A 25,721-nucleotide genomic window follows, 5' to 3' on the forward strand; every position below is an offset into this window, starting at 1 on the left:
GGAATATCGGGTTTATTCATGGTTTCGCTTCTACGAGAATCAACGATACGGAGCGAATCAAAAAGAACGTCAGAAACGCTACCCAGACCCCTTGATTGTCAAAACTTGATGTCAACAGGAGCACAATCGCAAAACCGATCCCTGCTTGAATCATCGAGTTCCGGACTGGAGTTGCCTCGACACGTCCAGCAAAAATTCCTTCATAGATCATCGCCCACCCGGCAATCAGCGGTAGGACGATGATCCAGAGGTAATGGTCGCGTGCCGCGTCAAGTATCGCCTCTTCTGAAGTAAACAACTGAAGGAGTGGTGTCTCAAGGAATAGAAGCACAAGCGACCAGAAGACGACCGAGAAGAATCCAAACGTCCGTGCCAAGCGGACACTCATCCGGTATCCGGTCTGATCTTGATCTCCTCGTGCACGACCGACGAGAACTGTTGATGCATGACCAAGTCCACCGAACCAATAAGAGATCAGATACTGAATCTGCAGGAGAATCGCATTGGCTGCGAGGATATCCGGTCCGAATTGTCCCCCTGCTCGTGTGAACCATCCGGTAACAAGTAACAGGAAAATCGTTCGGATGAATAAATCACGATTGACGCGAAAGAATTGCCGGTAGGCTTTCCAATCCGTCAAGGCACGTAGTTCGTCGCGCGTCATCGACAACTGACTTCGAATCAGATAGAGACTGCAGACGACGATACTGATTTCCGCGATGACGGTCGCAACGGCAATCCCAGTAACACCTGCATTTAGTCCGTAGACGAATCCGACATCGAGTACGACGTTGACCCCGATACTGAACAGTTGGACGAACAAGGCATGTTTGACTTGCCCCGTCCCAATCAACCAGCCAAGTAACGCATAGCCCATCAAGACGAACGGTGCGCCGATCATCCGGTACGAAATGTACGTCTTGACCGTATCCAGCAAATCAGCGGGTGGTGCAAGTAAATAGAGTCCAACCTGTTCAAGCGGTTGCCGGAACACTAGAATGAGTAACCCGATACAGGCTGCTAAGAACAGCGGTCGGTAAAGCGAAGTCCGCAAAGCATGGACGTCATTTGCACCACTCGCTTGGGCACTGAATCCTGTCGTACTGACTTTTAAGAAGCCGAATAACCAGTAGATCGTATTAAAGAAGACAGCACCGACCGCGATGCCGCCGATTGCTTGCGGATCACCGGATTGTCCGATGACGACCGTGTCCGTCACACCAAGTAACGGTGTCGCAATACTTGAGAGGATCAGCGGATAGGCAAGTAACCAAAACGTTTTGAGGGTCGGTTGTGTGTTCACCATGTCCCGGCCTCAACGAAGCGTTGTGTATAAGAACCACCGGATTCCAGTCGATCAATCAAATCAACAGCACGACCATCGCGTAAGACGAGTATTTCCGAACACAGACGCCGGATGAAATCGATATCGTGTGAAATTAATACAAAACTGACACCGAGTGTTTGTTGCAAGCGTTCCAGTAGTTCGATGATATGCGCCCGGGATACGACATCAAGCCCTGTCGTCGGTTCATCCATCACGATGACGTCGGGTTCGATTGAAATCGCGCGGGCGATTGCGGCACGCTGAATTTGTCCTCCACTCAATTGGTGAGGAAGTCGATCGAATAGTCGTGCCTCTACCCCGACAGCAAGTCCAAGTGCCGAAATAAGATCCTCTTCTGATGTCGCTGGAAAATGCCGCAAGATTGGACGATGACAACGAAACGGTTCAAGAATCGATTCCCGAACCGTCCATTCTGGATTAAAGGATGCGAGGGGATGTTGAAAGACAGCTTGAATAGCTCGTCGTTTGTTTTTTCCCCCACTCGGAAATGCCTTTCCATGCAATGAAACCGCACCTTGAGAAGGTTCGAGTAGACCAAGAATCACTCGTCCGAGTGTCGTTTTCCCACTCCCACTTTCACCAATGATGCCAAATGACGACTTTGCCATCACTTGAAACGAGATATGCGAAAGGATGGACTGCTCCTTAATCTGATAAGTAAGATCTGTTACGGATAAGACGGATGACATGAACTCTTCCTTTCTTCCATTGTTGTATGATGCGCTTGCATCAAGGTCATCGTGAACGGATGACGACTTTGCTCAATCATCTCTGGTGTTCCCGTCTCGACGATTCGCCCTTCCTGCATCAAGACGAGCTGTTCGCCATAGTGTAAAGCAGGTCCTAATTCATGGGTGACGAACAAAATCGTTGCTCCGTACTGGTGTTGGTATTCGGTCAACCAGTCGAGTAAACGACGTGTCAACACAGGATCAAGCGCTGTCGTTAACTCATCGGCCAAAATCAACCGCGGTTTTAAGGCGACGGCAAACAGGATCGCGAACCGTTGCAATTGCCCACCGCTTAATTCTGATGGAAACCGGTCCAACCAAGCAGAGTCCAACTCGAGTGTTCGTAAGACGTCATCGATGTGAGATTGATCAATCTTTTGTCCATGCGCACGATACGTATCCCGTAGCATCTGACGCATCGTTAAAAACGGAACAAACGCATCCGTGTATTGTTGAGGAATGTAACCGATATCAAGACCTCGTCGAAGTGGTTCATCTGAAAGGACCTCCCCGCTAGAGGACATCCCGTCCGGCAATCGATCTAGTAATCGTTTAAGCAGGAGTGTTTTTCCACTTCCGCTCGCTCCGACGAGACAAATGAATTGATGAGCCGGCAGCGATAGGTTCACATCATGCAGAAGGACGTGTTTCGCCCGAACGTGTAAGTTCCGTATCTGAATCATCTGGTTGTCCTCCTTTTTTCTTCATCCACCGGGTCCACCCCATCGTCGCAACGACGGTGAGGACGATACACGCACCTGGTAAGAGCATGAGTCGAGGAGCCGAACTGAAATAAGGACGCCCTTCGTTTAACATTGCTCCCCATTCTGGAAATGGTGCCTGGACACCAAGACCGATATAAGAGAACGCTGACAAGAATAAAATGACTTTCCCGACATCCAAACTCATCAAAACGAGGACTTGACGGATGATGGGAGGAAGGATGTGGCGTCGTAAGATCATCTTGCCTGTTAGACCATTAATGCGTGCCATGCTAATGAATGGCTTTTGAATCGTCTCGGTCACAAGTGTTTCACTTAATCGCGCATAGGATATCCATTTGATCAGTAAAACGGCAAAGATTAAACTTTGTGGACTTGCACCGAATAATCCAGCGATGACAAGTGCAAGGACGGTATCCGGAAAAATGACGAGTCCATCTTCTAATCGATGAATCAATCGTTTGAGTCGTCCACCGTAAAATCCTGAAAGACAACCCAGGAAAGTACCGATGATTGCAGTGAGCAGAACCGTCGTCAAGCTGAATCCTAAGGATATCAAACCAGCTAAAAAAAGACGAGCTGCGAAATCTCGTCCTAAGCCGTCTGTTCCGAGCCAATGTTCAATAGAAGGGGGTTCAAGTCTCTTCGTTACGTTTGTTATAAAAGGATCATTGATTACGGTACATGAAATAAATAGTAGTAAACATCCCCCAAAAACCAACATTCTTTTTTTCATCGGTGTGTGCCCCTTTTCCAATCTGGTCGTAATGCCCGGTTCAGCGACCGGATCCCTTGATGCAAGACGAGAATGACGCCTGTCGTCAGCAAGATATATCCTTGGATCAGCGGATAATCACGTTGTAAGATTGCATCGACCATCAACTTCCCGACACCCGGATACGCGAATAGGACTTCAAGGACAACAACGCCTCCGGCAAGACTACCGAGCGTCAGACCGAATACGGACAGAACCGGTGGCATACTCCCCCGTAATGCATAACGCCAAAGAATCGTCCGCTCGTCTACACCACGAATCCGTGCCAATTCAATATACGGTTGATCCAATTCACGCCGTAAATTCAGTCGAATCAATGGAATATAGACGCTCGCAAGGGGAAGACCAAGCGAAAGTGCCGGGAGAACGAGTGACGTCATCCCCTCTCGTCCCATCACGGGAAGCCAGCCAAGACGGATGGCAAACAGATCGACGAGTAGCAGACCAATCCAAAAACCAGGTATCGCCGCACCCGCGACGCTGACGGCGTTTGCAAATCGCACGACGCTTCGGCTCGTTGTCAAGGCACTCCCGATTCCAAGTGGTAACGCGATCAGTAATGCAATCGCAATCCCTCCTAATGTCAGTTCTACCGTCACGAGATAACTCTCGCGCAGCATCTCGATGACCGGTCGTCCGGTTTGTAACGAGTCCCCAAACCGTAAAGTGAGGATATCTTGGAGCCACCGGACGTACTGGACGAGCAACGGCTGATCGTATCCTAATTCACGGCGTGCGGCCTCGATTTGTTCGGGTGTTGCTGATAATTCATCGATATTTAATAACGTTAAAACCGGATCTCCCGGTAACAAACGTAATAAACTAAAACAGCTGAACGTCATGATGAGCGTAAATAAACCGAGCGATAACAATCGCTTGACGATCGGTTGCATTATTCGTTCACCTGAAGCGTATTCGTGATCATGTAGTACTCACTTTTTTCTGTCTTCCACCCTTTGACACGTTTGCCGTCATACGCAACAAGCGTTGAAGGATGGAGCAAGAAGCTATTGTAGCGATTTTGATCGACATATCGTGCGATCTGCTCAGCAAGGCGTGAACGCTCATCGATCTTAATCGTCCGGTTCAACGTCTCAATCTGTTTTGTCAAAGCAGGATCCGAAACGCCACTGAAGTTCAGTCCTCCCTTTGGATGATAGGTCGCATTCAAGTAATACCCGGCATCGCCACGTGGAGCTGTCAGGTTACTGTACGTCGCAATGTCCCAGTCCCGATTGCTCGCCATGTATTCTTCTGGTACATCGATTTGTTTGATCTTGATCGTCACACCGATTTTTTTCGCCTCGTCTTGGATGACTTGGGCAATCATCGGTAAGTCAGGTCGAGCGGCATACGTTAGTAACGTTAACGTTAAGGGACGACCGTCTTTTTGCATGAATCCATCTTGTTTTGTGTAACCAGCTTGCTTCAACCATTCTTCTGGTGTCTTCTGCTCTTGCTTCGGATAATCTGGAGCAAACGGGAATGACGAAAGGAACGGACCGCGCGCTTTAACAGCATACCCCTGCAGAACATGGTCGACGAGTTGTTGTCGGTTAATCAAGGCGTCGATCGCTTGTCGAACTTCAAGCGATTGCATCGGTCCGTTCACGACATTCATCGTCAACTGATGAACGCGGAACGTATCCGTCGCTTGAACCGTCAACCCTTCAGCCTTTAACTGTTTGACACTCTCAATCTCCGGACGATAGACGATATCCGCTTGCCCGGCACGTAAGGCATTCGTTCGTGCGCCAGCGTCTTCATTGAAGACGAAATCGACGGAATCGAGTTTTGCTTGTGCTTGCCAGTACGATTTAAAGCGTTTTAATTCAACTTTTGTTCCTGGAGCGAACCGGTCGACTTGAAATGGACCTGTTCCCATCGGTTCCTTCGTCACACCGCTTGCCTCCGTATCGATGATCGCTGTGTTCGGATTGACGAGTTCCGAGATGAACTCTGGATAAGTCGTTTTTGTTTGGATAAGCAGATCCGGTCCGTCTGTTTTGATCGTCTCGATGTTCAAGGCATTTTTGACACCCGGATTTTCCTGAATCGAGCGTTCAAGAGACGATTTGACGGCAGCTGCATCAAGTCGTTTTCCGTTATGGAACGTCACGTCGTCTTGTAAGACGATCCGCCATGTTCGTTTTCCTTCATAGGACCATTTTTTTGCGAGCCACGGTTCGACCGTCAATCGTTCGTCATCAAGACGGACGAGCGTCTCTGTTACTCCCGCGCGGAGCGGAACATAACTACTGTCCCGATGTGGGTCGAGTGATTGGGTCGCGAAGTTATAAACGAACGTCAAATGATTTTTCTCTTGTGATGTATCAGAAGCAACACAACCGGCAAGTGCCAAACCGAGGAAGACACTACCGATGAGGCTTGTTGTTTTATATGTAGACATTGTTCTCCACCTTTAATTCGGAATAATTACGTTTTACATCATATCGTAACGATTCCGATTTAACAAGTGCCTTTCCTATTTCTCTATATTTTTTAAATGATACAAAAAAATATACCGGAATGTACAAGTCATTTGCTTGAACGTTCCGGTATAATGAATTCATTTATAAAACGTCGACGAACTGTTTCGCCTGGCGCTCCAGTTGTTTGGCAGAATCGGCTAACTGATCGAACTCACTGACTGTATGCTCGAGTTGACCGGTACTGTCCTTGACCTTGCTTGAAATCCGCTCGATACTGTGCGAGACGTCCTCAATTCGCGCAACGATCCCTTCGATATTGTCCTTGATTTCCCCGATCGAGTGAGACACCTTGTTCGACAGGTTTCGAACTTCGGTTGCAACGACATCAAATCCGCGCCCGTGTTCACCAGCGCGTGCCGCCTCGATTGCCGCATTTAAGGCAAGTAGATTCGTCTGCGCGGCAATATCCCGGATCGTCTTGACGATGTCGGTGATTGAGTTGGCATCCTTTCGTAAAGCAACAAGACTCGATAAGTTGTCGACCGATTCCGCCTCGACTTGTTGGACGGTCGCAAGGACGTTCAGACCGTCCTGACGACCACTTTCCGATTTGACCGTCAAGAACGCTGATGTTTCGTTGAGTTCAGCCGCCATTCGTAAGACGTCCTGTTGGCGAATCGTGATGTCTGATGCAATTTTCGACACACCGACGACCCGGCGCCCGTCATCCGAATAAATCGGCATGTACGTCGCTTCGAGCCACTTCTGTTGACCATCGGCAGCTCGTCGTTCGATCTTGTCCTGATACGTGATTCCCTGCATTAATTTGCGCCAAAACAACTCGTAATCCGGACTGTTGACGTACGCTGGAAAGCAGAGATCACGATGATATTTTCCGATTAATTCTTCCACCTCGTACCCCATCGTCCGGGCAAACAGTTCATTGACATATGCGACTTTCCGTCGATCGTCAAACCGGATGATGGCTAGATTTTGCTCGATTGCTCGAATGACTTGTGTGTCAGTAACGTGAGCTGCCTGTTCTTGCATCGACATGCCGATTCCTCCCTGGATTCAAACTCAAGGTTATAATGCCCTATTGTCATATTATCCCTTATATCGACAAGTCCCTGCCATTTTAAACTGTAATCTAGTAAATAAAATATGATGTTTAATACGCACTCCATCCACCGTCCGCGACGACGATCGCCCCGTTAATAAAGCTCGCTTCATCGGACACCAGAAACAATGCCAATTTTGCGATCTCATCCGGATGACCGGCACGTGGGTTGAGTCCCATGCCGAGCATCGCGCGACCCATTCCGAATTCATTCAGATTCGTCATCGATTGCCCGATATTCGTCTCAACGGCTCCGGGTGCGATCCCATTACACCGAATCCCATCTCCTGCATAAAAGAAGGCGGTGTTTTTCGTCAGACCGATGACGGCATGTTTCGATGCCGTATAGGCAGCTCCTGCTCGGGCACCGTTCAGACCACCGATCGAAATGTTATTGAGGATCGTACCTCCTCCGACTTCTTTAAAATGCTTGACTGCTTCACGCATCAAACGCATCGTTCCCGTCGTATTGACGGCAAGAACGTGATCCCATCGTTCATCTGAGATATCTGCTACGCCTTCCATCCCGTCCATGATTCCAGCGTTATTGACGAGAACATCTAGCTTTCCATAAGCATCGATTGTCTGTTTAACGAGTTCTCCTGCTGCACCGAGCTTTGCGATGTCACTCGCAACAGCCATCGCTTCTCCGCCTGCTTCCTTGATTTCGGTAGCGACGCGTTCGACGGTTTCTAACCGAATGTCCGCTGCGACGATTCGTGCGCCTTCTTGTGCAAACAATTTTGCCATTGCTTCACCCATTCCAGAACCAGCACCCGTGACGATGATCGTTTTTCCTGTTAGCCGCATCGTGAATCATCCTTTCGTCTATCGTGATACTATTCTATTCCCTTTCTTCTCATCAAATGTATCAACCGTCGTGTCGATTCCATGAAAAAAGACCCGACGAGTTTCGTCGGATCTTTCGACTTGCTTATTGCAATTCGCGACTTTTTTCTTCTTGTTCGCTGTTCGATTTATTTTTTGCTTCGAACTCGGCACGTGTCATGACGTCCTCGACATGCATATTCACTTCGACGACTTCAAGCCCTGTCATGTCACTGATTGATTTTTTGATTTTAGCGACTGTCTCTTGGAAGATCGATGGAATATTTTTGCCGTATTCGACGATGACTTTCAAATCGAGTGCAACTTGACGCTCCCCGACTTCAGCACCGATTCCTTTTGTAATGTCTTCAGAACTCCGGAGACGATCTGTCAGTCCACTCATGAATCCACCACTCATTGACAAGATGCCTGTCACTTCGTTCGACGCAATCCCAGCGATTTTTTTGATGACTTGATCTTCGAACGTCAATTTATTTTCGCGTACCACTTCGTTTTCAGTTGTTGTGTTTATTTCGTTTGCCATTTGAAATCTCTCCTTTTTGAATGTTTAGTAAGTTATATATGAATCAGTCCCGTTGAAAGAACTGAATCCACCCTTCAATATCGAGCGCACCATCGCGCCATTTTCCAATTAAAAATCCGATCGCTGCGAAAGCAACGATGAGGATTGTCGGACCAAAGCCAATCGTCAAGAATAAGATGGCGAGGATCAGACCGGCAAGTCCTCCGATCAGTCGAAACCGATACGGATAGAGTGCTTCTCTTGTCTTCATGTTCCCGCTCCTCCTTTAGACGACACGTTCCGATGTTTTCGTTTTCGTGTCACTGATCGTGACTTTCGTACTCGTTACTGGCAACTCGAGTAAGGATTCGACAGCTTGTTTAGCTCGTTCTTGAATATCCTTCGCGATCGTCGGTAATCCTTCTTGTCCGAAGACCGAGCAGTCGACTTTCAAGGCGACCGTCTCTTTTTTCGAATGGATGTCGGCATGGACACGCGGTGTCCGTACACCACCAATTCCACGAATCGACTCTAAAGCCGTCCGTTCGATTGTTTCCTTCGAAATCGTAATCGTTCCGTCACCCGTTTGAATCAACAAACGTTGACCTTTCGAGCGGCTAAATAATCCAGTGAATAATAGAATGACGAATACGAATGCTAAAAATCCTCCAATAGATAGAACGGTATAGCTATACCATTGCTGATCCTGCCACTGCTCAATCAACGAACTGAGCCGTGGAACGTCATAGACACCGAGCACAAGCAGCCCGACACTGACGAGTCCGAGTATGCCTATGATGACGAGCAAGAATCGATTGAACCCATTCATCTGCATCTCTCCTTTACAATTGTTATCTTCTTTCACCTAGGTGATTCAACACATGAAATATTATGTGTATGGTGTGTTTATTCCCGTTCACTCGAACCCGAAACATTTAAATAAACTTTTGTTAAAATGTTCATATATTCTGATTATTCAGACTATAAAAGGTGAAACTAGTGCCTTATTTACTGTATTTTACGAAAAAGGACCTCTTTCAATCTAAAAGGAGGTCAACACTCGAATTATTTATCATTAAACATATATCCTGTCAATACGTTTTTTAACCCTTTACTCATTTCACATCAATCGGAAAGGCAAAATCCCCTTCGCCTTCTTTCCAGTCGGCTGTAATCTGATAGACATATCGCCCGGGAATCGTCGGGACGGTAAACTGCTCGGTCTTCTCAAATGTTTTAATCTTCTTATTATCCTCGACCGACCATAGTACGATCGTGACAGACTTTGGAGCTGGTCCCTCTTCAAAACGGATTGTCAATCGATCTTTAGGAGTTGCTTGCGTACTTGGATAGTCTTTCACTAAATCGACGGCTTCCGCCTTCGCATCGGCTGTTTCTCCGCGAAACATCCCTGACCAACTATAGGTGCCGGTATACACCTTCACGTCGCGTTCTTCAATCGTCACGGTAGGTTCAGGTGGTTGATGGCGAAAAGGATCAAGTGATAAAAACCATCCGATTGCAATTGCGATCACGATCAATCCAATAAACAGATAACGTTTCATAGACAAACCTCCTACACAATGTTTTCAAATCAACAAAAGCGGCAATACCTCTCAAGGAGTACGTTATTCAGAAGGAGGAGTTCAGATGATTCAAGATAAAGTCGTCATCATTACAGGGGCATCAAGCGGTATTGGGGAAGCAACAGCGAAAGAACTTGCGAAACAAGGTGCAAAACTCGTTCTTGCTGCACGCCGGGAAGATCGTTTGCAAGAGCTCGTCAAAGCGGTTGAAGCTGAAGGTGGTCAAGCCGTTTATCAAGTGACGGACGTCACCGACCGTGAGCAAGTTGATGCACTCGCTAAACTTGCGAAAGACAAGTTCGGCTCAGTTGATGTCATTATTAACAACGCTGGATTGATGCCACTATCGCACCTCCATAAGAATCAGCAGGACGAATGGAACACAATGGTCGACGTCAACATTAAAGGTGTCCTTCACGGAATCGGAGCAGTCTTGCCGTACATGCGCGAACAAAAAAGCGGTCACGTCATTAACATCTCGTCCGTTGCCGGTCATGAAGTCATGCCGTCGAGTGCCGTCTATAGCGGTACGAAATTCGCAGTTCGCGCCATCACGGAAGGTCTTCGTAAAGAAGAATCCGTCGATAATCACATCCGCGCAACGATCATCTCACCGGGAGCGGTCGATACGGAACTCAAGGACCATATCTCGGATGAAGAGATTAAACAAGGAATTGGTGACTTGAAAGCGATCGATGCAAGCGCAATCGCGCGTGCCATCGCCTATGCTGTCAACGAACCAGAGGATGTCGCGATCAACGAGATCTTAATTCGTCCAACAGCGCAACGTTAATTACATGTTAATTTGTAGACAGGACCCCTCATTAGCAAAACAGCTAACGAGGGGTCCTGTTCTGTTTAGAGAAGTCGCTCCGCGATGAGCTGGTACGACTGCAATCGTTTTTCTTGATCAAAAGCATTGTTGATCAGTAAAAACTGATCCGTTTGATAACGCGTTGCTAATGCCTCAAGCTCCCGCGCGATGACGTCCGGTGTTCCGACAATCGCCCGCCGTCGATCTTTGCGGATTCGCTCCGCTTGCACGTCATTAAAGACCTTTGCTTCAGTCGTAGCAAACGACGGGACGATTGAATTCCCGAGTCGGACGCCTTGAATCCACGCATCTTGTGTTCGAGCGAGACGTTCTGCTTCTTCTTGCGTCGGGGCACAGATGACGAAAACGCAGACGATGACGTCTGTTCCCCCTGCCTCACGATACGTAGAAAGCGTCTCTTCCCAGCGATCCGGATTGATGAAGTGACCAAAAACGAGACCACGGTCTTGTTCTGCTGCAATTCGCGCACTACGTGGCGACAGACCAAGGATCGAAATTGGCGACGGTTGCCGGTCCCGCGGTGTCGTCTTGACGATCCGGTACGGGTGTCGATTCGATAGACTGTCTGTCAAGAAACCCGCCGTTTCGTTAACAAGTCGACTAAACTCAGCCGCTCGGTTGTCTTCTCCGTCCGTTAAAGCAAGTCGTGTCCGCTCGCTTCCACCTGGCGAATTGCCGATTCCGAGTTCGATCCGACCTGGATAAAAGGCGTCGAGTGTCGCAAAACTCTCGGCGACTTTCAGCGGATGATACTGCGGTAACAACACTCCACCTGAACCAAGTTTGATGTTTGACGTCTTCGCACCCATCCGGGCGATGAACAACTCTGGTGCTGCACTGAGCAACCCGTTCGTATTATGATGTTCAGCAAACCAGTACCGCTCATAACCGAGTCGCTCGGCTTCTAGGACGAGTCGTTCCGTCGCTTCCATCGTCGCTTCGACCGTATCGCCCTCATGTAACGGTACTTGATCGAGTATTCCAAGTCGCATCACACATTCCTCCTCTACCCTTTTAGTGTAAGGGGTGGAGGAAGGGAGTTCAAAAACGAGGCTCAGACACGGACGAGACGATCTTCAATGATAACGCCATCTCGCATCTCGATCGTCCGGTTCGCTCGTTCCGCAAGTGCCGGATCGTGGGTAACGAACAACACGCCGCAACCTTTCTCTTCGTTTAATGACCGTAAGAGATTGAAAATGATTTCTCCCGTATCCGTATCGAGGTTCCCCGTTGGCTCATCGGCAAGCAGCCATTTTGGTTCATGGACGAGTGCACGGGCAACGGCGACCCGTTGTTGTTGTCCACCTGAGAGTTGCGATGGCAAACTGCCTGCTTTATCAGCGAGACCGACTTGCGCGAGTAACTGCTCGGCGCGTTCTTTTTTATCGTATGGTACTTTCCGACCGAACAGAGGCGCCATGACATTTTCAAGCGCCGTCAGCGTCGGAATCAAATGAAACTGTTGGAAGATGAAGCCGATGTTCTCGAAGCGGAAGTCGGATAGTTCTTTACTGTTCAATTTGTTGATCGGCTTCCCGTCATAATGCAACTCTCCACTCGTCGGACGATCGAGCGTCCCGATTAGACTGAGTAACGTCGACTTTCCAGAACCCGATGGTCCGATGATCGAGATGAAGTCACCCGCTTCAAGTGTCACATCGATATCTTGTAACGCATGTGTCTCGACACCGTCTCCCGAAAATGATTTTCCCATCTGTTTGCATTGAAATGTTCCTTCCATATGTAAGCCCTCCATTTATTCGTGATAACGTACTATTCAAGAATAGATTGGGAATTCCTTCTAAATGAAAGGAAATAAAAAACAGTATTCTTAAGGAACAAGAATACTGTCAAGAAACACGCGGTTGAATGGAGACGAAGTTTTTGCGATAGACAATCTCATACGGTAAGACGAACAATAGACAAGCGAGACACGTAAATTTGATCATGCTACCGATTGGTGGTAAAGGAGACAGTGAAGCCTCGTGCCACGCTTCATATAAACCGATGAAGAGAAACAAGACGACGGCACTCGTCGTCACATAGATGAGTAGACGAAGGGTTAACGGATAGTGGCGAACAATCCATAACATTGGTAAACCAAAGATAAAATAGGATAACGTCATCGCAAACGTACCGAACTGATAGACGATTTCAAAGTCAATCGTCGTCAGGAACGAATACGCCGTGAACGCTAAGAACGAAAGAATCGTCACGACAGCCGCATAACTGATCCAGCGCATACGGTTGGCTCCTCTCCTGAATGTCGTTCCTGTCCGCGCGATCGCGACAGAAACCGGATATGTACAATTAGTGTAGGCAGTCCGATTTCATTTGTCAATTGTCTTCAGATTGACTTATTCAGTCAATGAACGATTGCGTTGGAAACGGATTCATTGAATAATGGAAAAAATGGACTAGGAAAGTGAGGTTTTACCGATGGATGAACAACTAACGCATTTTCATGACCGCTTTGAGGCTACTCCTGATCGCCATGATGGACTTACGTTCAATGAGGTCGCGTCACGTCTGACACCTTCAAAACGAGCAGCACTTGTATGGATGGAGCAAACGGGTGGTGAGCCGAACGTCGTAAAGCTAGAGGAACGGTTTGTCATCAGCGACACTGTCAAAGAGAGTCCAACTGGTCGACGGAGCGTCTGTTTTGACGAAGCCGCTCGTCTTGGTCGAAAGAAAAATGCCCCTGTTGCTAGTATCGAATCGCTGATCGAAACGCTAGACGTACACCTATTGACACCAGAACAGTATCAAGAACTGCAGACACAGTTTTCGTTTGACGAAAAGACTTCCAGTTGGCTTGCGACACCAGACATGATTCGTCAAAAAGGTGGCGCCTTGTTCGGAGATCGTCGTTACGAAACGACCTTTATCTATCATAATGGGGCGGATTCCTATTATGCTAGTCGTGGATTTCGTGTCTTCCTTGAACTCGAATAAATGAAAACATTCCGCTCAAAGTAGCGGAATGTTTTTTTGACAATTATAGGGAATAATACCCATTTATGATATGATGATGCAAGAGTACGGGAGGTGGACGTCATATTTGTATTGGGTTTGATTATTGGTAGTCTCGTGATGTTGCTCAGTTTTCGATTATTTCGTCGGCAGCAGCCGGATACGATCGCGTTATGTAAAGATATTTTCTATGTGTTTGAAGTCCAGCCGGAATATCGTTTCCGCTACATTAGTCCATCCCTTGATGATCATATCGGTAAAGGAGTCGCAGCAGCGAGTTATCTCGATCCGGACGAGTGTTTTGCTCGGATTCATCCGGAAGACATCGAAGTCCTGATGTCAAAAATTTCAGGTGACTGCGATTACGATCAGCCGTTTCGCCAGCGCTGGCGTACGAATGACAATCAGTATGTCTGGTTCGAAGAATATGCGACACCGATTCGCGAACATGGACAGATCGTTGCCATCCAAGGTGTGATTCGCAACATTGATGATCAATTAAAATCACAACAAGCGATGCTTGATCAATACCGGACCGATTCCTTAACGCGGCTCGGTAATCGACACGCCTTTAATGAAGCGGTTCACAAATTGGACCAAGCGGAAACGACATATGGTCTGATTCTGCTTGACTTGAATGAACTAAAAGAACTGAACGACCGATTCGGTCACGCTGTCGGGGATGCGTTACTAGAACAGACAGGACTCTGTATCCGCCGCTTAACGGATCATGGTTACCGGATTGGTGGCGATGAATTCGTCTTGATTGACTATAGTCCATCCATCTCCACCTTTGAAGCATTCGTCGAACACGTCCGCTCGACGTTCGCGACCCATGAGATCGGACTCGCAATCGGTGCCGTCCATGCGACAACAGGACGCCGGATCGACGACGTCCTGCATGAGGCAGATGCGCGGATGTATCAAGAGAAGATGAAGAAACGCTTAAGTCGCCAGTACTGATTGACGCATCTTGCGTAACAACTTATTAAATCGTTCCGGTTGATCCAGATTCGCTGTATGCCCTGCTCCATCAATCGGTAAAGCGGTGACGTTCGGCACGTGCGCTGCAACGAAAGCGGCTGCGTCAACTTCATAGTCTTCATTCGTTCCGTTCATGATAACGACTGGAAGCGTGATCGACTGCAGCATCGTGTCCGTCATTGCCGGGAAACGGAACGTCATCAAGTCGAGTACTGCTCGTGCCGTCGTTTTCCAAGTCGGACCATGCAACTGTTCGAACTGAAGTGCAATGTCCGGTGCATGCTGATCAATATTAAGGAAATAGTCCCGTTGCTCGTGCATCAACGGTTCCATCGCTTCCGGAATGAACGGTGAATAACCCGTCACGATCACACCTTCGAGTTCGTTAGGTGGATCGAGTGCTAGTTGCATCGCAAGTGTCGCTCCGAGCGATAATCCGAGAATCCACCCTGAACCTTCCTGTGCCATTCGTTCGCGGACGGCACGTGTTGCTTGCGTCAAGTAGTCGTCAGTTGCCGGCTCCGTCGTGAATCCGTGCCCCGGTAGATCAATCGGAATGAACGTAAAATCAACCGCGAGAGCGGATAGTTGTGGTGCAAAATGTGTGTCTGCTGTGCCCATTAAGCCATGTAATACATACAAGCGTGTCATACGGTAAACTCCTTCGGTTGATGTAGTGTTAAAATCGCACTTGTGACGACGTCCGGACGATCATGATGCATCATGTGTGATGCACCTGGAACGAACGTCACGTTCGCCTGATAGGATAGATTCGCCTGTCGCTGTATTAATTCCTGCCATTTATTTTCCATTCGTTCGAGTTCGTCTTCCGGAAAACCGGCAGCGATCATCGTCTGAATCGATTTCGTTTTATCCCGACCGAGAACGGTCATCGGTAACCTAAGGTCGCGCATGAGTGGCTGAAGCGCCTTCGCATCACTCTTCCACTTTGAAATGATGGCATGCATCGCCTGATAGTACGCTGGGTTCCAGTCCGTGCGGTCGTCACCATCCGGGAATCGATCGCGTAAATCGGTTGCTGTCGCTAGCTCCGCGAATCGTTCGATCCAGACGGCGTCGTCCCCTTCCTGATCGAGTGTCGGCGTATCGAGCTGATCGAGTTCCGCTAAGTCAACGGATGTCGCATCCACGAGGACAAGTCCAGCTACACGCTCCGGGTGTCGCAAGGCGAAAGCTTGCGCAACAAGTCCACCGTAAGAATGACCGACGAGTGTGACCGGAGTCGTGATGTCCGCCACGTTAAGTAACTGTTCAATTTGCCGCAAGATGCCTGTTGTCCCGTTCATATAATCATCCGACCATTCGTGCGGATGGAAGCTGACGACGCGGTAGTCCGGTGATAGTTTCTTCAGAATGTCCGACCAGTCCTGATACGTCCCACCGAGCGAAGGTAATAACAACAACGGTCGACCTGTCGAACCGTTATCATAGTATGTCACTTGTTTCCCCTGTTGCTGAATCATTCGTTCCATTAAAATCACTCCTCTATAGCATGAAAGGTGTTGTTGATCTTGATTCGTGCGCTATTGTTTGATTTAGACGAGACGTTACATGACCGAAGCGGGTCTCTTCCGGACTTTCTTGAGAACCAATATGAGCATTTTTCAGCTCACGTCTCGCCTATTCCGCTAGACGAATACGTCAGCGTCTTCCTAGAGCTTGATCAAGACGGGCGGGTCTGGAAGGACGTCGTCTATGCTGAGATGATTCGTCGCTTCAAGTTGTCACTTCCAGTCGAAACACTTCTACACGACTACGTGACGCGTTACCCGATCTTCGCACGGAGCTTCACTGGCGTTACTACTTTTTTTGCGCAATTACCGCCTGAGCTACCGATTGGTTTGCTCTCGAACGGTCGACGACGTTTCAACGTGCCGTCCTTGACGCGATTGGACTCACTTCTGCCTTTCCGCAGATCGGAATCTCGGAGCAAGAAGGCTTACGTAAACCGGATCCGGCGTTTTTCTTACGTGTGACAGATCGTTTAGGTGTTCGTCCGGACGAAGTGCTTTATGTCGGCGATAATTACGATCACGACATCCTACCAGCACAAGCGCTAGGTATGCAGACCATTTGGAAGCGAACAGGTGATATTGTGTTGACCGACACACACTTTTCGGACTGGCGTCAGTTGCCTCTTCCGTTACAAAATCTCATTCCAAAGGAGACTCATCCATGACTGAACAGATTCGCCGTTTCCAACCTGAAGATTTTGATCAGATTCATCGTTTGAATGAACAAGAAGGCTGGCAGGATCTCGTCGCTGAGAAAGAGCGGACGCGCCATGCATGGATGAATGCGAATGCCGCATACGTCCTCGAATGCGACGGTCAAGTACTTGCTTATGTCCGCGCTTTGACGGATGGTTACGTGACGACATACGTCTGTGAGCTTCTCTTCAGTCGCAAGGCGCGCAAGCAAGGATACGGACAACAGTTGCTCAATTATCTGAAGCACACCTACCCGACTCGCATTGATCTACTGGCAACCCGTCAGTCTGCTCCTTTCTATGAAGAGCAAGGATTTCGTGCTTTCCATGGTTTCCGTCAATCACGATGACGGTAATGACTTCGAGTAACTCGTACTCGTCACACCGTAACCCATCGCCTGATAAAAGTGATGGGCTGCTTCGCGTTCTGGGCGATTGCCACTATTCAGTAAGATAACAGTCGCTCCTCTCGCTTGTGCCCAGTCTTCCGCTGCTTGGATTAAGCGGCGACCGATTCCGAGCCGACGATGCGTCGCAGTGACGACGAAAGCAACGATCCGGACATAAGTCGTATCATGCTCGAACGCTTGCGCCTGAAACAGACCGACGCAGCCGAGAAGGATTCCGCTTTCTTCTAACACAAGCAAGTCATAATCCGAATGACGGGTGATCCGTGTAAACCGTTCGCGTAACTCATCCTCGCTTGCCGGATATCCGAGCTGCGTCATTAAATCGACCAATTGCGGCAAATCGCTAGTTGTCCAGGACCGAACATTCATCTCTTTTTCCCCCTTTTACTGTTCTGGTGACAGAATCATCACCCGTTCTCGTCCCTCTTCCTGACCAACGACCAGTACGTGCTCAGACACTGGATCGTCTTTGACTCGATAGACGGTAAACGCTTCGAGGTTCGACGAAAAATCAGATGTATCTTGTTCCAGTCCCGTATCGTTCAAGACATCATTAGTGACGCCCAGTCGTTTCCCTTTCAGCTGCTGCCAGTCTGGATTCCTGACCACTTTAGCGACCGTATAGAGTTGTTCATCATAATACATGCCGACCCTCATCGATTGCGATGATTGTTCGGGAACGGTCTCTTGTAAGGAACTAAAACCGATAATCAACAGACTGGCTGAAAGATAAGCGGCTTGTAATGAACGCCGGCGCCGTTTTGCTTTTCGGATGCCTTGGACCGTCTTTTGCCTGATCGATGACGGTACATCAATCAAGATTGTTCGTTCGTGATTCATAGACTCATCCCTTTCTGTCGTCGACGTACTTTCTCGAGAGCGCGGTACAGTGTGCTTTTGACTGTACTCAGTGGAACGTCAAATGTACTCGCGATCTCCTGCAAGGACAAATCCTCTTCATACCGCAAATAGACGATTGAGCGCTCAGTCGGCTCGAGAATTTCAAGTAAATCCTCTAGATACAAACGATCAACGAGTCGCTCTTCAAACGACGTGGTTTGACTGGGTTCAACTGTCAACGGTTGAAACGACGCACGCTGTTGCTTAAACGCACAATTCATCGTGATCCGCGTCAACCACGTCTTAAAATACGATGCATCACGTAGACTCTTTCGTGCACGCCACGCCCGATACGCGACCTCTTGGACGTTCTCGAGTGCCGCTGCCTCTTCTTTCAAGTAGATGAAGGAGATCCGGTACACATAGTCTTCTTCTGCGAACAATGCTGCTTCAAAAGCAGCATCCGAGAATGCCTCTGACTTGCGAAACACATCACTCGCCCCCTTTCTGCAATCACTCCCTTATTAGATACGCAACACGTTTAAAAAGTTTCATTTTTTTTCAAATTTTTCTTATAATTCCCTTTTCTTGCATGATTGAATTCGATAGGATGGGAAGCAGAGAGGATGGGAAGCAGAGAGGATGATGAACGTGATTAAAGAACTTATTGATTTACCGGAGCTTACACATTTCGAAGGGGTGGTTTCCGTTCACCAAGACGGAGAACTGATCTTTAGCCACGCTGGCGGAATGGCGCATCGCGGATATGGTGTATTGAATGCAGAGACGACGCGGTTCGGAATTGCTTCTGGTGCGAAACTCTTCACAGCGGTCGCCATCTTACGGTTAGTCGAGGCTGGTCAACTAACACTCGATCAACCCATTACAACGATTCTTCCAGACATCGGAATCGATTTAGGCGGCGTGACCGTACATCACTTGTTAACCCATACGTCAGGGATCGGTGATTATTTTGATGAGGCCACGATGACCGACTTTGAGGATGTTTTTCAAGATACCCCGATGTATCGCTTGCGACGCCCACTTGATTTTTTACCGTTGTTTCGTGACCAAAAGAGACAGTTCGCTGCGGGCGAACGCTTTCACTACAACAATGCGGGGTACATTTTGCTTGGTCTCGTAATTGAACAACTTACTCATCAAACCTTTACGGACCATATCACGAACGAATTATTCGCTCGCACCGAAATGACGCAATCTGGTTACTTCCGACTTGACGCCTTACCGGCGGATACAGCGATTGGACACATCGAGGAGTCGGATGGATCGTGGCGAACGAATCACTATGCGTTACCGATCATCGGCGGACCGGATGGTGGCGCTTTCCTTACGGCAACAGATATGGAACAATTTTGGCGCAGTCTCTTAACACATCAACTATTGTCTGAAACGATGACTACACAACTCTTCCATCCCCACGTCGGTGTCAATGATGTAGCGTCTTACGGTTATGGTGTCTGGTTGAAACAACTCGACGTCACCCACGAGAAATGGCACATCATGGGCTACGACCCGGGTGTCAGCTTCCATTCCGCTTATTATCCGCAATCCAATACGGTCGTCACCGTCTTATCGAATACGTCTGACGGAGCCTACGCGCTCGTTCAAACTATCGAACAACTTTTACTTGAGAAAGGAATTCATACATGAAACTCTATATCGCTTCTCGCTTTGATCACACATTGACCGTCCGATGGCTCCGCGATGAAATCCGCTTGCGTGGTCACGATTTAACATACGACTGGACGATGAATGATCGGGCAGAAGATCCCGAAGCATTACGAAACATTGGTCTTGCGGAATTCGAAGCCGTCAAGCAAGCAGACGCCTTCGTCCTCGTGTTACCAGCAGGAAAAAGTAGTCACGTCGAACTCGGGATTGCGCTCGCAACGAATCGCCCGGTTTACTTATGTATGCCGGATGCGACCTACTTCACCGGACCGTTAGCAAGTACGTTTTATCATATCGGACAAACGACTCCTTGCTTCGGTACGAAGGAAGAGTGGCTTGCGCAAATCATTGCCGATCGCTTACCGGAGGAACAACTGACGTCATGAGGACAGTCCTGCTAACAATTGGTCCGACACACGCCGGGAAAACGACGTTCGCCAAAAAGCTTGCACAACTTCTATCATCAAGCCTTGTCATCGATCAGGATCTTCAGGCGCGTTTTTTGCTTGAGCATTATCCGGAACTTGTTCCGACAGAAGGGGCGAACCACATCAAATATGACTTGACGAAATGGCTGATGGATCGGGCAATCTCTTCGTCCATCGAGACCATCATCCTCTGTAACGCGAACCTCACACGGACCGGTCGGAAGCAATTGTTGCAACACTTTCCCCGTTCGACGTTTCGCTCAATCCTCGTCTGGTTTGATTTACCTGAAGCGACGCTTGTTGACCGACTGACTCATTCGACACGCGATGGAAGCGAGATTCGTGGCGACTCGTCGTACGATGAGATCTATCAACGGCAACGGATCGAGCCACCTGTTCCTGGTGAAGCGGACAACATCGTTCGTTTTCGTTCGACGAAAGACGTTGACACATTCCTCGAGCATGTCACGAATCAAGCGTTTGATTCATTTTTCGATATGGAGACCATGCGTACTCAATAGTATGTAACCGATTCTAACTTTAACGACGAAAGAAGTGACTATTATGTCTGAAGAACAACGGCTGACTGGAGGAAATGTCTCCGCTGTCTATCAAAAAGGTAACTATGTCTATCGTACACAAAATGAGAACAGTCCAAATGTTCACCGTCTATTACGCCATTTAGAAGCGAAACATCTATCCGGTGTTCCCCGCTTCGTCGGGATCGACGATCAAAATCGAGAAATCCTGACCTTCCTCCCCGGTGAGACAGCGGATTATCCGCTAAAAGCGTACATGTGGCAAGACGATGTCATAAAAGACGTCGCGCGTTTGATGCGCAAATATCATGACGCAACAGTCGACTTCGAAACCGGTGACTGGGAGCCATTGCTTAATACCCCTACTCCATACGAAGTCATCTGTCACAATGATTTTGCTGTCTACAATACGATTTTTCAGGATCAACGTCTGAGTGGCGTAATTGACTTTGACCTCGCGGCACCGGGTCCGCGTGCTTGGGACATCGTCTATGCGCTCTATACGTTCGTTCCGCTCAGCAGCAGACGACAAGCACCTGACGGATCCGTTATCGATTATGTAGCAGAGCAGGATGACGCACGCTTCGCCGAGCGGGTGAGTCGATTCCTTGATGCTTATGGGTATGAAGGTCTGCGTTCCGACTTGCTACAGATGTTATTGTTGCGTGTCGAAGCGCTCTATCTGTTGATTGATCAACGAGCTGCCGACGGCGATGCTGCTTTCATCAAGATGAAAGCAGAAGGTCACGATACACATTATCGTGCCGAATACCGTTTCATTGCTGAACATGGTCCAAAATGGTTCATCGATAAAGATTCATTAGAAAAATAACAGTTTATCCTTCACGTTAAATGTCCGTAATCTTCATAGAGGAGTGATTTCCCGTGAAAACGATTGATCTTGATTTTTTACTGACGACTGAAGAATATGATCTCGAACTGGATACGATGTCGTTAAAGGCAAACGACCATTATGCGATTGATTTCTATTTTTATGGAGCTGACGAAACATTCAAGCTTTTGATTGACGATCCTTCGCGCGATTACTTTTTGATGCGTTTCGAAAAGTACGCCGTTTTCTTAGGGACATTGCAAGAGCATGGCATCATCGACGAGAAACTCCGAAATCCATATCCAGTCGTGAAATCAAAAGAATCGATATTTGGAGAGTTCGCCGCGAAGTTTATGAAAACGAATGAAATTTATACCGAACGGGGTGACTTGCACTTATTTGCCATCAGGACGCATGAACAGGATTTTTACATCTTGTCCTACAGCGATCCAATCATCATTGATCATATTGCGAAAGAGGATTGACTAAGCATCAAATTATGTCACACCATTAGGAGGAACGTATTTTGAAAAAATCACTGCTAGTACTTTTAACCGCTCCCCTTCTGCTCTTATCCGCTTGTTCGGAACATGAGAAGACAACACAGCCTACTACTAAGATGATGTCAAAGAGTACAAAAGTACAATCCGAATCTGTAAAAATTGATGACGAAAGTAAATTGAACATTGTTTTTCTCTATGAACCATACAAAAAATATCTACAAGCGTCCTTAAAAAACAATGATCCTGAAGTAGATAAAAAGAATTATGCGAAGTATGTCTTAAGCTATATCGACAAAATCGGGGAAAAGGAGCAGTTCGCGACCGCCGACTTAAAAGGTTCTCTGATGTTGCAATCAACCGTATACGAACAAGAGCTACTCGATAAAATCGAGAACTTGATGAAACAACAGGATAACATTAAAAAAATCATCAAGAAAAATTACATCGCTTCACATAAAATCCTTCCCAAAAAGAAAAGTACCATTATTGTCGCCCCCATCAATCCTGAATCCTCCCTCGATATCCAGCCGATGAAAGGTGTTACAGGAGCAGCCTATAAAGATGCTTTCATTCTCTACCTGGATCCAAACTACGATCAAGACGTCTTAGCATATACGACGGCACATGAATATCATCACTTAGTCCTCATGGATACACCCGATTTTAGTTTAAATACGACTCTTAATTCCGTCATCGTCGAAGGAAAGGCAGATGCCTTTGCCGACCGAATCGTCAAAGGCGTTTTCATTCCTTGGAATGTCGAGATGGATGAAGCGACAAAGAAACATGTCGTGCATCTCGTCAACAGCTATGAAGTATCGCAACTCGATTTCATCCTAGGTAACGAACAAAAAGAGATTCCTCGCTGGAGTAACTATATGTTAGGACGTGATATCCTCAATCATTATCTTGAGTCGCATCCCGACAAGTCCATCGCTGACTGGACCTATACGGATCAAACAGATATCTTAAAAGGATACAAGTATCAAAAGATTCTTGAACAATGAGGTGCTTTCATGAAATACACATGTCCCGTATGCGGATATGACCAAATGGACGATGTCGCTTATTACGCGAACAATGATGCTTCGTTCGAACTTTGTTCTTGCTGCGGCTTTCAGTTCGGAGTAGACGATGATGTCGAAATCGAGGACGGTATCTTCTTATCGAGAAGTGAGACACACGACTTGTATCGCTCAAACTGGATTGAAGAAGGCGCTAAAGTCTTTAGTCCTTATGCCTTTAAACGTGGTCAAGCAAAGGGTAAACCTTTAGCGAAAACAGTCTTGGAAAAACAATTACAACGAATTCATATCATGCTAGAAAACTAAGCTGAATTCAAATTGATTACGTAAAGAGCGCTGATTTTCACGATGATACCGTGAAAGCCTGCGCTCTTTTCGTCTGTCCTCATTCACGCGTCTCGTGCACATTCAACACAACGGTCACGATTGCTCCTTGATCTGGATGATTCTCAATCGTCAACTCACCGTCATGTAAATCGATGATCCGTTTAACGATTGATAAGCCAAGACCATGTCCTTCATTCGCTCGTGACTGTTCTCCTTGATAGAAGCGATCAAAAACATATGGTAAGTCCTGTTCTGCGATTCCTGATCCTTCGTCGCGAATCGTGACACGAATCTGCTTTCCTTCATGTAATGTCATTTCTAACACTCCCGATTCCGGCGAAAAACGAATCGCGTTTTCGAGCAGATTCAGCCAGACATGCTGCATCAGTTCCTCTTCCCACTCAACGAACACTTTCGGTAAATCAAGCTCCAGTCGAAGTGACTTCTCGGTCCACTGTCGTTCCAGTAACAAAAGACACGTCCGAAGTTGTTCATCGAGCCGATATCGCTTTCGTTCGATGATTGTCTGATGATCAAGCCGTGACAAACGGACGAGATTTGACGTCAAACGTGATAGACGGGTACTTTCTTGTTCCATGATCGACAAGTACTGCTGCCGTTTATCCGGGTTTTCTTCTGTCTGTAATAACCTAGAAAATCCTTGAATCGAAGCAATCGGTGTCTTCAGCTCATGCGAAATCGAGGCGACGAGATCCTTCGCGAGATGGTCGTTTCGCCGTAACGCTTCGGTCATGTGGTTAAAGTTTTCAACGAGTAGTGCGACCTCATCGTTCCCGCCTTCCGTAATCGAGACATCATAGTTCCCGTTCGTCACTTCGATCGCCGCCTCACTAATGCGACGAATCCGTCGTGTCACGAGCGTGACGGCGAGCCATGTCAGGATGAAAGCAACGCCGATCGTGATTACGATGCCGATCCCAGCTGACGTTCGTAATCCGTCAAGGATTCGTTGCCCGGCGATAGGTGTCGAGACGAGATATCCTGTCTCCGTCTGACGGATGTATTGCGCAGGTTCGATCCATGTTCCGTCGATCGTGATTTCACCATCTTGCTCGAGCTGGTCGCGTTCTGATGACGATAATGATGGCAATTGATTGAGCTGTGTCGTCTGTATCAAAGATTGATCCATATACTGACTGGCTTCAGCGAATGACAGGTTTTGGTCTTGCATCAAGCGTTCGATCTGGTCTGTTCGTTTTCGCAATTGATCGCTCAAGTCTTGATCGATTTCTTGAAACTGGAACCAGATCGTCATGACGAATGGTAAAAGAAGGGGTAGTAATAACAAACCGAATAGGATGATGAAAAAACGACCAGAGATCGATCGAATGAATCGTTTCATTTGATCACTCCTTTATAACCGAGTCCCCAGACCGTCTCAATCGCAAAATCATCATAGTCACTGAACTTGTCACGCAACCGTTTGATGTGAACATCGACCGTCCGACTGTCGCTCTCGGCATCATATCCCCAAATCTCGTCCATCAACTGTTGGCGTGTAAAAATTTGCTTCGGATGTGCTAACAAGCGGTAGAGCAGTTGAAATTCTTTCTGTGGTAACGGCATCTCCCCACGAGGCGTCACGACCGTTGCGTCCGTTATCCGTAATTGCAGGGAACCAATGATTAATTCTTGCGTCGCTACGATCTTTGACCGACGTAGCAACGCTCGGATTCTTAGTAAGAGTTCATCTAAATCAACTGGTTTGACCATATAATCATCGGCACCCGTCGTAAAACCAGCTTCTTTATCTTGAAAGGAATCCAGCACCGTCAACATCAAGACAGGTTGTTCGTACCCCGATTCACGCAAGAGCTGAACCAGTTCGATCCCTGAGACGTGCGGCATCATCACATCCGTCACGATGAGATCAATGTGTTGCTGATCGAGCTCGTCGAGTGCGACTTTCCCGTCTCTCGCTTCAATCACCGTAAAGCCGGCGGACCGGAGTGTCTCGCCTAGTAACAGACGGACATTCCGGTCATCTTCGGCAATTAAAATCGTTACCATC

35 protein-coding genes are annotated in these 25,721 nt (G+C 47.7%); 13 read left to right on the plus strand and 22 right to left on the minus strand.

What is annotated here, in order from left to right; genetic code table 11:
- Window positions 1–16: 16 nt before the first annotated feature.
- The 12 genes from K6T22_RS08530 to K6T22_RS08590 form a co-directional block, all read right to left on the minus strand.
- Window positions 17–1,306 carry an MATE family efflux transporter gene (locus K6T22_RS08530; RefSeq protein WP_238236187.1) on the minus strand — a complete coding sequence of 430 codons (1,290 nt, stop codon included), beginning with the start codon at window positions 1,304–1,306 and terminating at the stop codon, window positions 17–19.
- A complete protein-coding gene (locus K6T22_RS08535; RefSeq protein ID WP_238236188.1) occupies window positions 1,300–2,037 on the minus strand; it encodes an ABC transporter ATP-binding protein in 738 nt (245 codons plus the stop codon). The genes K6T22_RS08530 and K6T22_RS08535 overlap by 7 nt, the downstream gene beginning before the upstream one ends.
- Window positions 2,016–2,762 carry an ABC transporter ATP-binding protein gene (locus K6T22_RS08540; protein WP_238236192.1) on the minus strand — a complete coding sequence of 249 codons (747 nt, stop codon included), beginning with the start codon at window positions 2,760–2,762 and terminating at the stop codon, window positions 2,016–2,018. The genes K6T22_RS08535 and K6T22_RS08540 overlap by 22 nt, the downstream gene beginning before the upstream one ends.
- On the minus strand, window positions 2,710–3,339 hold the full coding sequence (locus K6T22_RS08545; protein ID WP_238236194.1) for an ABC transporter permease: 630 nt from the start codon (window positions 3,337–3,339) through the stop codon (window positions 2,710–2,712). The genes K6T22_RS08540 and K6T22_RS08545 overlap by 53 nt, the downstream gene beginning before the upstream one ends.
- Window positions 3,340–3,533: 194 nt before the next feature.
- On the minus strand, window positions 3,534–4,469 hold the full coding sequence (locus tag K6T22_RS08550; RefSeq protein ID WP_238236195.1) for an ABC transporter permease: 936 nt from the start codon (window positions 4,467–4,469) through the stop codon (window positions 3,534–3,536).
- Window positions 4,469–5,986 carry a nickel ABC transporter substrate-binding protein gene (gene nikA, locus K6T22_RS08555; protein WP_238236197.1) on the minus strand — a complete coding sequence of 506 codons (1,518 nt, stop codon included), beginning with the start codon at window positions 5,984–5,986 and terminating at the stop codon, window positions 4,469–4,471. Before nikA ends, K6T22_RS08550 begins: the two co-directional genes overlap by 1 nt.
- Window positions 5,987–6,149: 163 nt before the next feature.
- Complete coding sequence (locus K6T22_RS17300) at window positions 6,150–7,064, minus strand: methyl-accepting chemotaxis protein (protein WP_283205675.1); 915 nt, start codon at window positions 7,062–7,064, stop codon at window positions 6,150–6,152.
- A gap of 115 nt (window positions 7,065–7,179) precedes the next feature.
- Complete coding sequence (locus K6T22_RS08570) at window positions 7,180–7,938, minus strand: glucose 1-dehydrogenase (RefSeq protein WP_238236199.1); 759 nt, start codon at window positions 7,936–7,938, stop codon at window positions 7,180–7,182.
- 124 nt (window positions 7,939–8,062) lie between these two features.
- On the minus strand, window positions 8,063–8,500 hold the full coding sequence (locus tag K6T22_RS08575) for an Asp23/Gls24 family envelope stress response protein (RefSeq protein WP_238236200.1): 438 nt from the start codon (window positions 8,498–8,500) through the stop codon (window positions 8,063–8,065).
- Between the two features lie 43 nt (window positions 8,501–8,543).
- Entirely contained in the window at window positions 8,544–8,750 is a 207-nt protein-coding gene (locus K6T22_RS08580) for a DUF2273 domain-containing protein (protein WP_035407857.1), read from the minus strand.
- Between the two features lie 15 nt (window positions 8,751–8,765).
- A complete protein-coding gene (gene amaP, locus K6T22_RS08585; RefSeq protein ID WP_023468372.1) occupies window positions 8,766–9,308 on the minus strand; it encodes an alkaline shock response membrane anchor protein AmaP in 543 nt (180 codons plus the stop codon).
- A 286-nt stretch (window positions 9,309–9,594) separates the two neighbouring features.
- The gene (locus K6T22_RS08590) at window positions 9,595–10,044 is read right to left on the minus strand and encodes a hypothetical protein (protein WP_238236202.1); all 450 of its coding nucleotides are present in this window, start codon (window positions 10,042–10,044) and stop codon (window positions 9,595–9,597) included.
- 85 nt (window positions 10,045–10,129) lie between these two features.
- Here K6T22_RS08590 and K6T22_RS08595 point away from each other — a divergent pair, with 85 nt between their 5' ends.
- Complete coding sequence (locus tag K6T22_RS08595) at window positions 10,130–10,858, plus strand: SDR family oxidoreductase (RefSeq protein WP_047391386.1); 729 nt, start codon at window positions 10,130–10,132, stop codon at window positions 10,856–10,858.
- 65 nt (window positions 10,859–10,923) lie between these two features.
- Here K6T22_RS08595 and K6T22_RS08600 read toward each other — a convergent pair whose 3' ends face one another.
- From K6T22_RS08600 to K6T22_RS08610, 3 genes are all read right to left on the minus strand, one after another.
- Entirely contained in the window at window positions 10,924–11,892 is a 969-nt protein-coding gene (locus K6T22_RS08600; RefSeq protein WP_238236203.1) for an LLM class flavin-dependent oxidoreductase, read from the minus strand.
- 62 nt (window positions 11,893–11,954) lie between these two features.
- Window positions 11,955–12,644 carry an ABC transporter ATP-binding protein gene (locus tag K6T22_RS08605; RefSeq protein ID WP_050677982.1) on the minus strand — a complete coding sequence of 230 codons (690 nt, stop codon included), beginning with the start codon at window positions 12,642–12,644 and terminating at the stop codon, window positions 11,955–11,957.
- Between the two features lie 109 nt (window positions 12,645–12,753).
- Window positions 12,754–13,146 carry a hypothetical protein gene (locus K6T22_RS08610; protein WP_238236205.1) on the minus strand — a complete coding sequence of 131 codons (393 nt, stop codon included), beginning with the start codon at window positions 13,144–13,146 and terminating at the stop codon, window positions 12,754–12,756.
- Between the two features lie 196 nt (window positions 13,147–13,342).
- Here K6T22_RS08610 and K6T22_RS08615 point away from each other — a divergent pair, with 196 nt between their 5' ends.
- Both K6T22_RS08615 and K6T22_RS08620 read left to right on the plus strand, forming a co-directional pair.
- Entirely contained in the window at window positions 13,343–13,861 is a 519-nt protein-coding gene (locus tag K6T22_RS08615; protein WP_238236208.1) for a DUF4256 domain-containing protein, read from the plus strand.
- 93 nt (window positions 13,862–13,954) lie between these two features.
- A complete protein-coding gene (locus K6T22_RS08620) occupies window positions 13,955–14,842 on the plus strand; it encodes a GGDEF domain-containing protein (RefSeq protein ID WP_238236209.1) in 888 nt (295 codons plus the stop codon).
- On the opposite strand, the gene K6T22_RS08625 is transcribed toward K6T22_RS08620, so the two are convergent.
- Both K6T22_RS08625 and K6T22_RS08630 read right to left on the minus strand, forming a co-directional pair.
- Entirely contained in the window at window positions 14,825–15,514 is a 690-nt protein-coding gene (locus K6T22_RS08625; RefSeq protein WP_238236211.1) for an alpha/beta fold hydrolase, read from the minus strand. The two genes, K6T22_RS08620 and K6T22_RS08625, sit on opposite strands and share 18 nt — an antisense overlap.
- Window positions 15,511–16,356: an alpha/beta fold hydrolase gene (locus tag K6T22_RS08630; RefSeq protein WP_238236213.1), complete on the minus strand. Its 846-nt coding sequence runs from the start codon at window positions 16,354–16,356 to the stop codon at window positions 15,511–15,513. The genes K6T22_RS08625 and K6T22_RS08630 overlap by 4 nt, the downstream gene beginning before the upstream one ends.
- Before the next feature lie 39 nt (window positions 16,357–16,395).
- Here K6T22_RS08630 and K6T22_RS08635 point away from each other — a divergent pair, with 39 nt between their 5' ends.
- From K6T22_RS08635 to K6T22_RS08645, 3 genes are read left to right on the plus strand one after another with little or no spacing between them, the layout of a single operon-like run.
- Entirely contained in the window at window positions 16,396–16,860 is a 465-nt protein-coding gene (locus K6T22_RS08635; RefSeq protein WP_238236214.1) for an HAD family hydrolase, read from the plus strand.
- Window positions 16,800–17,063: an HAD family hydrolase gene (locus K6T22_RS08640; protein WP_337927129.1), complete on the plus strand. Its 264-nt coding sequence runs from the start codon at window positions 16,800–16,802 to the stop codon at window positions 17,061–17,063. The genes K6T22_RS08635 and K6T22_RS08640 overlap by 61 nt, the downstream gene beginning before the upstream one ends.
- On the plus strand, window positions 17,060–17,443 hold the full coding sequence (locus K6T22_RS08645; RefSeq protein WP_238236215.1) for a GNAT family N-acetyltransferase: 384 nt from the start codon (window positions 17,060–17,062) through the stop codon (window positions 17,441–17,443). Before K6T22_RS08640 ends, K6T22_RS08645 begins: the two co-directional genes overlap by 4 nt.
- Here K6T22_RS08645 and K6T22_RS08650 read toward each other — a convergent pair.
- From K6T22_RS08650 to K6T22_RS08660, 3 genes are read right to left on the minus strand one after another with little or no spacing between them, the layout of a single operon-like run.
- Complete coding sequence (locus tag K6T22_RS08650) at window positions 17,435–17,872, minus strand: GNAT family N-acetyltransferase (protein WP_238236216.1); 438 nt, start codon at window positions 17,870–17,872, stop codon at window positions 17,435–17,437. The genes K6T22_RS08645 and K6T22_RS08650 overlap by 9 nt on opposite strands.
- A gap of 15 nt (window positions 17,873–17,887) precedes the next feature.
- A complete protein-coding gene (locus tag K6T22_RS08655) occupies window positions 17,888–18,343 on the minus strand; it encodes a hypothetical protein (RefSeq protein WP_238236218.1) in 456 nt (151 codons plus the stop codon).
- On the minus strand, window positions 18,340–18,834 hold the full coding sequence (locus K6T22_RS08660; RefSeq protein ID WP_238236221.1) for an RNA polymerase sigma factor: 495 nt from the start codon (window positions 18,832–18,834) through the stop codon (window positions 18,340–18,342). Before K6T22_RS08660 ends, K6T22_RS08655 begins: the two co-directional genes overlap by 4 nt.
- Window positions 18,835–18,988: 154 nt before the next feature.
- Here K6T22_RS08660 and K6T22_RS08665 point away from each other — a divergent pair, with 154 nt between their 5' ends.
- From K6T22_RS08665 to K6T22_RS08695, 7 genes are all read left to right on the plus strand, one after another.
- Window positions 18,989–20,014, plus strand: a complete 1,026-nt coding sequence (locus K6T22_RS08665) for a serine hydrolase domain-containing protein (RefSeq protein WP_238240082.1) — start codon at window positions 18,989–18,991, stop codon at window positions 20,012–20,014.
- Window positions 20,011–20,421: a nucleoside 2-deoxyribosyltransferase domain-containing protein gene (locus K6T22_RS08670; RefSeq protein WP_238236229.1), complete on the plus strand. Its 411-nt coding sequence runs from the start codon at window positions 20,011–20,013 to the stop codon at window positions 20,419–20,421. The genes K6T22_RS08665 and K6T22_RS08670 overlap by 4 nt, the downstream gene beginning before the upstream one ends.
- Window positions 20,418–20,984 carry an AAA family ATPase gene (locus K6T22_RS08675; protein ID WP_238236231.1) on the plus strand — a complete coding sequence of 189 codons (567 nt, stop codon included), beginning with the start codon at window positions 20,418–20,420 and terminating at the stop codon, window positions 20,982–20,984. Before K6T22_RS08670 ends, K6T22_RS08675 begins: the two co-directional genes overlap by 4 nt.
- Window positions 20,985–21,027: 43 nt before the next feature.
- On the plus strand, window positions 21,028–21,834 hold the full coding sequence (locus K6T22_RS08680; protein ID WP_238236233.1) for a phosphotransferase: 807 nt from the start codon (window positions 21,028–21,030) through the stop codon (window positions 21,832–21,834).
- Between the two features lie 53 nt (window positions 21,835–21,887).
- The gene (locus K6T22_RS08685) at window positions 21,888–22,319 is read left to right on the plus strand and encodes a hypothetical protein (RefSeq protein ID WP_238236235.1); all 432 of its coding nucleotides are present in this window, start codon (window positions 21,888–21,890) and stop codon (window positions 22,317–22,319) included.
- A gap of 194 nt (window positions 22,320–22,513) precedes the next feature.
- On the plus strand, window positions 22,514–23,344 hold the full coding sequence (locus K6T22_RS08690; protein WP_238236237.1) for a DUF2268 domain-containing putative Zn-dependent protease: 831 nt from the start codon (window positions 22,514–22,516) through the stop codon (window positions 23,342–23,344).
- Between the two features lie 9 nt (window positions 23,345–23,353).
- A complete protein-coding gene (locus K6T22_RS08695; protein WP_238236238.1) occupies window positions 23,354–23,668 on the plus strand; it encodes a hypothetical protein in 315 nt (104 codons plus the stop codon).
- A gap of 79 nt (window positions 23,669–23,747) precedes the next feature.
- Here K6T22_RS08695 and K6T22_RS08700 read toward each other — a convergent pair whose 3' ends face one another.
- The gene (locus tag K6T22_RS08700) at window positions 23,748–25,052 is read right to left on the minus strand and encodes a HAMP domain-containing sensor histidine kinase (protein ID WP_238236241.1); all 1,305 of its coding nucleotides are present in this window, start codon (window positions 25,050–25,052) and stop codon (window positions 23,748–23,750) included.
- Window positions 25,049–25,720: a response regulator transcription factor gene (locus K6T22_RS08705; protein WP_238236243.1), complete on the minus strand. Its 672-nt coding sequence runs from the start codon at window positions 25,718–25,720 to the stop codon at window positions 25,049–25,051. The genes K6T22_RS08700 and K6T22_RS08705 overlap by 4 nt, the downstream gene beginning before the upstream one ends.
- Window position 25,721: the final 1 nt, after the last annotated feature.

It is taken from the genome of Exiguobacterium acetylicum (assembly GCF_022170825.1).
In the GTDB taxonomy this organism is placed as follows: Bacteria; Bacillota; Bacilli; order Exiguobacteriales; family Exiguobacteriaceae; genus Exiguobacterium_A; species Exiguobacterium_A acetylicum_B.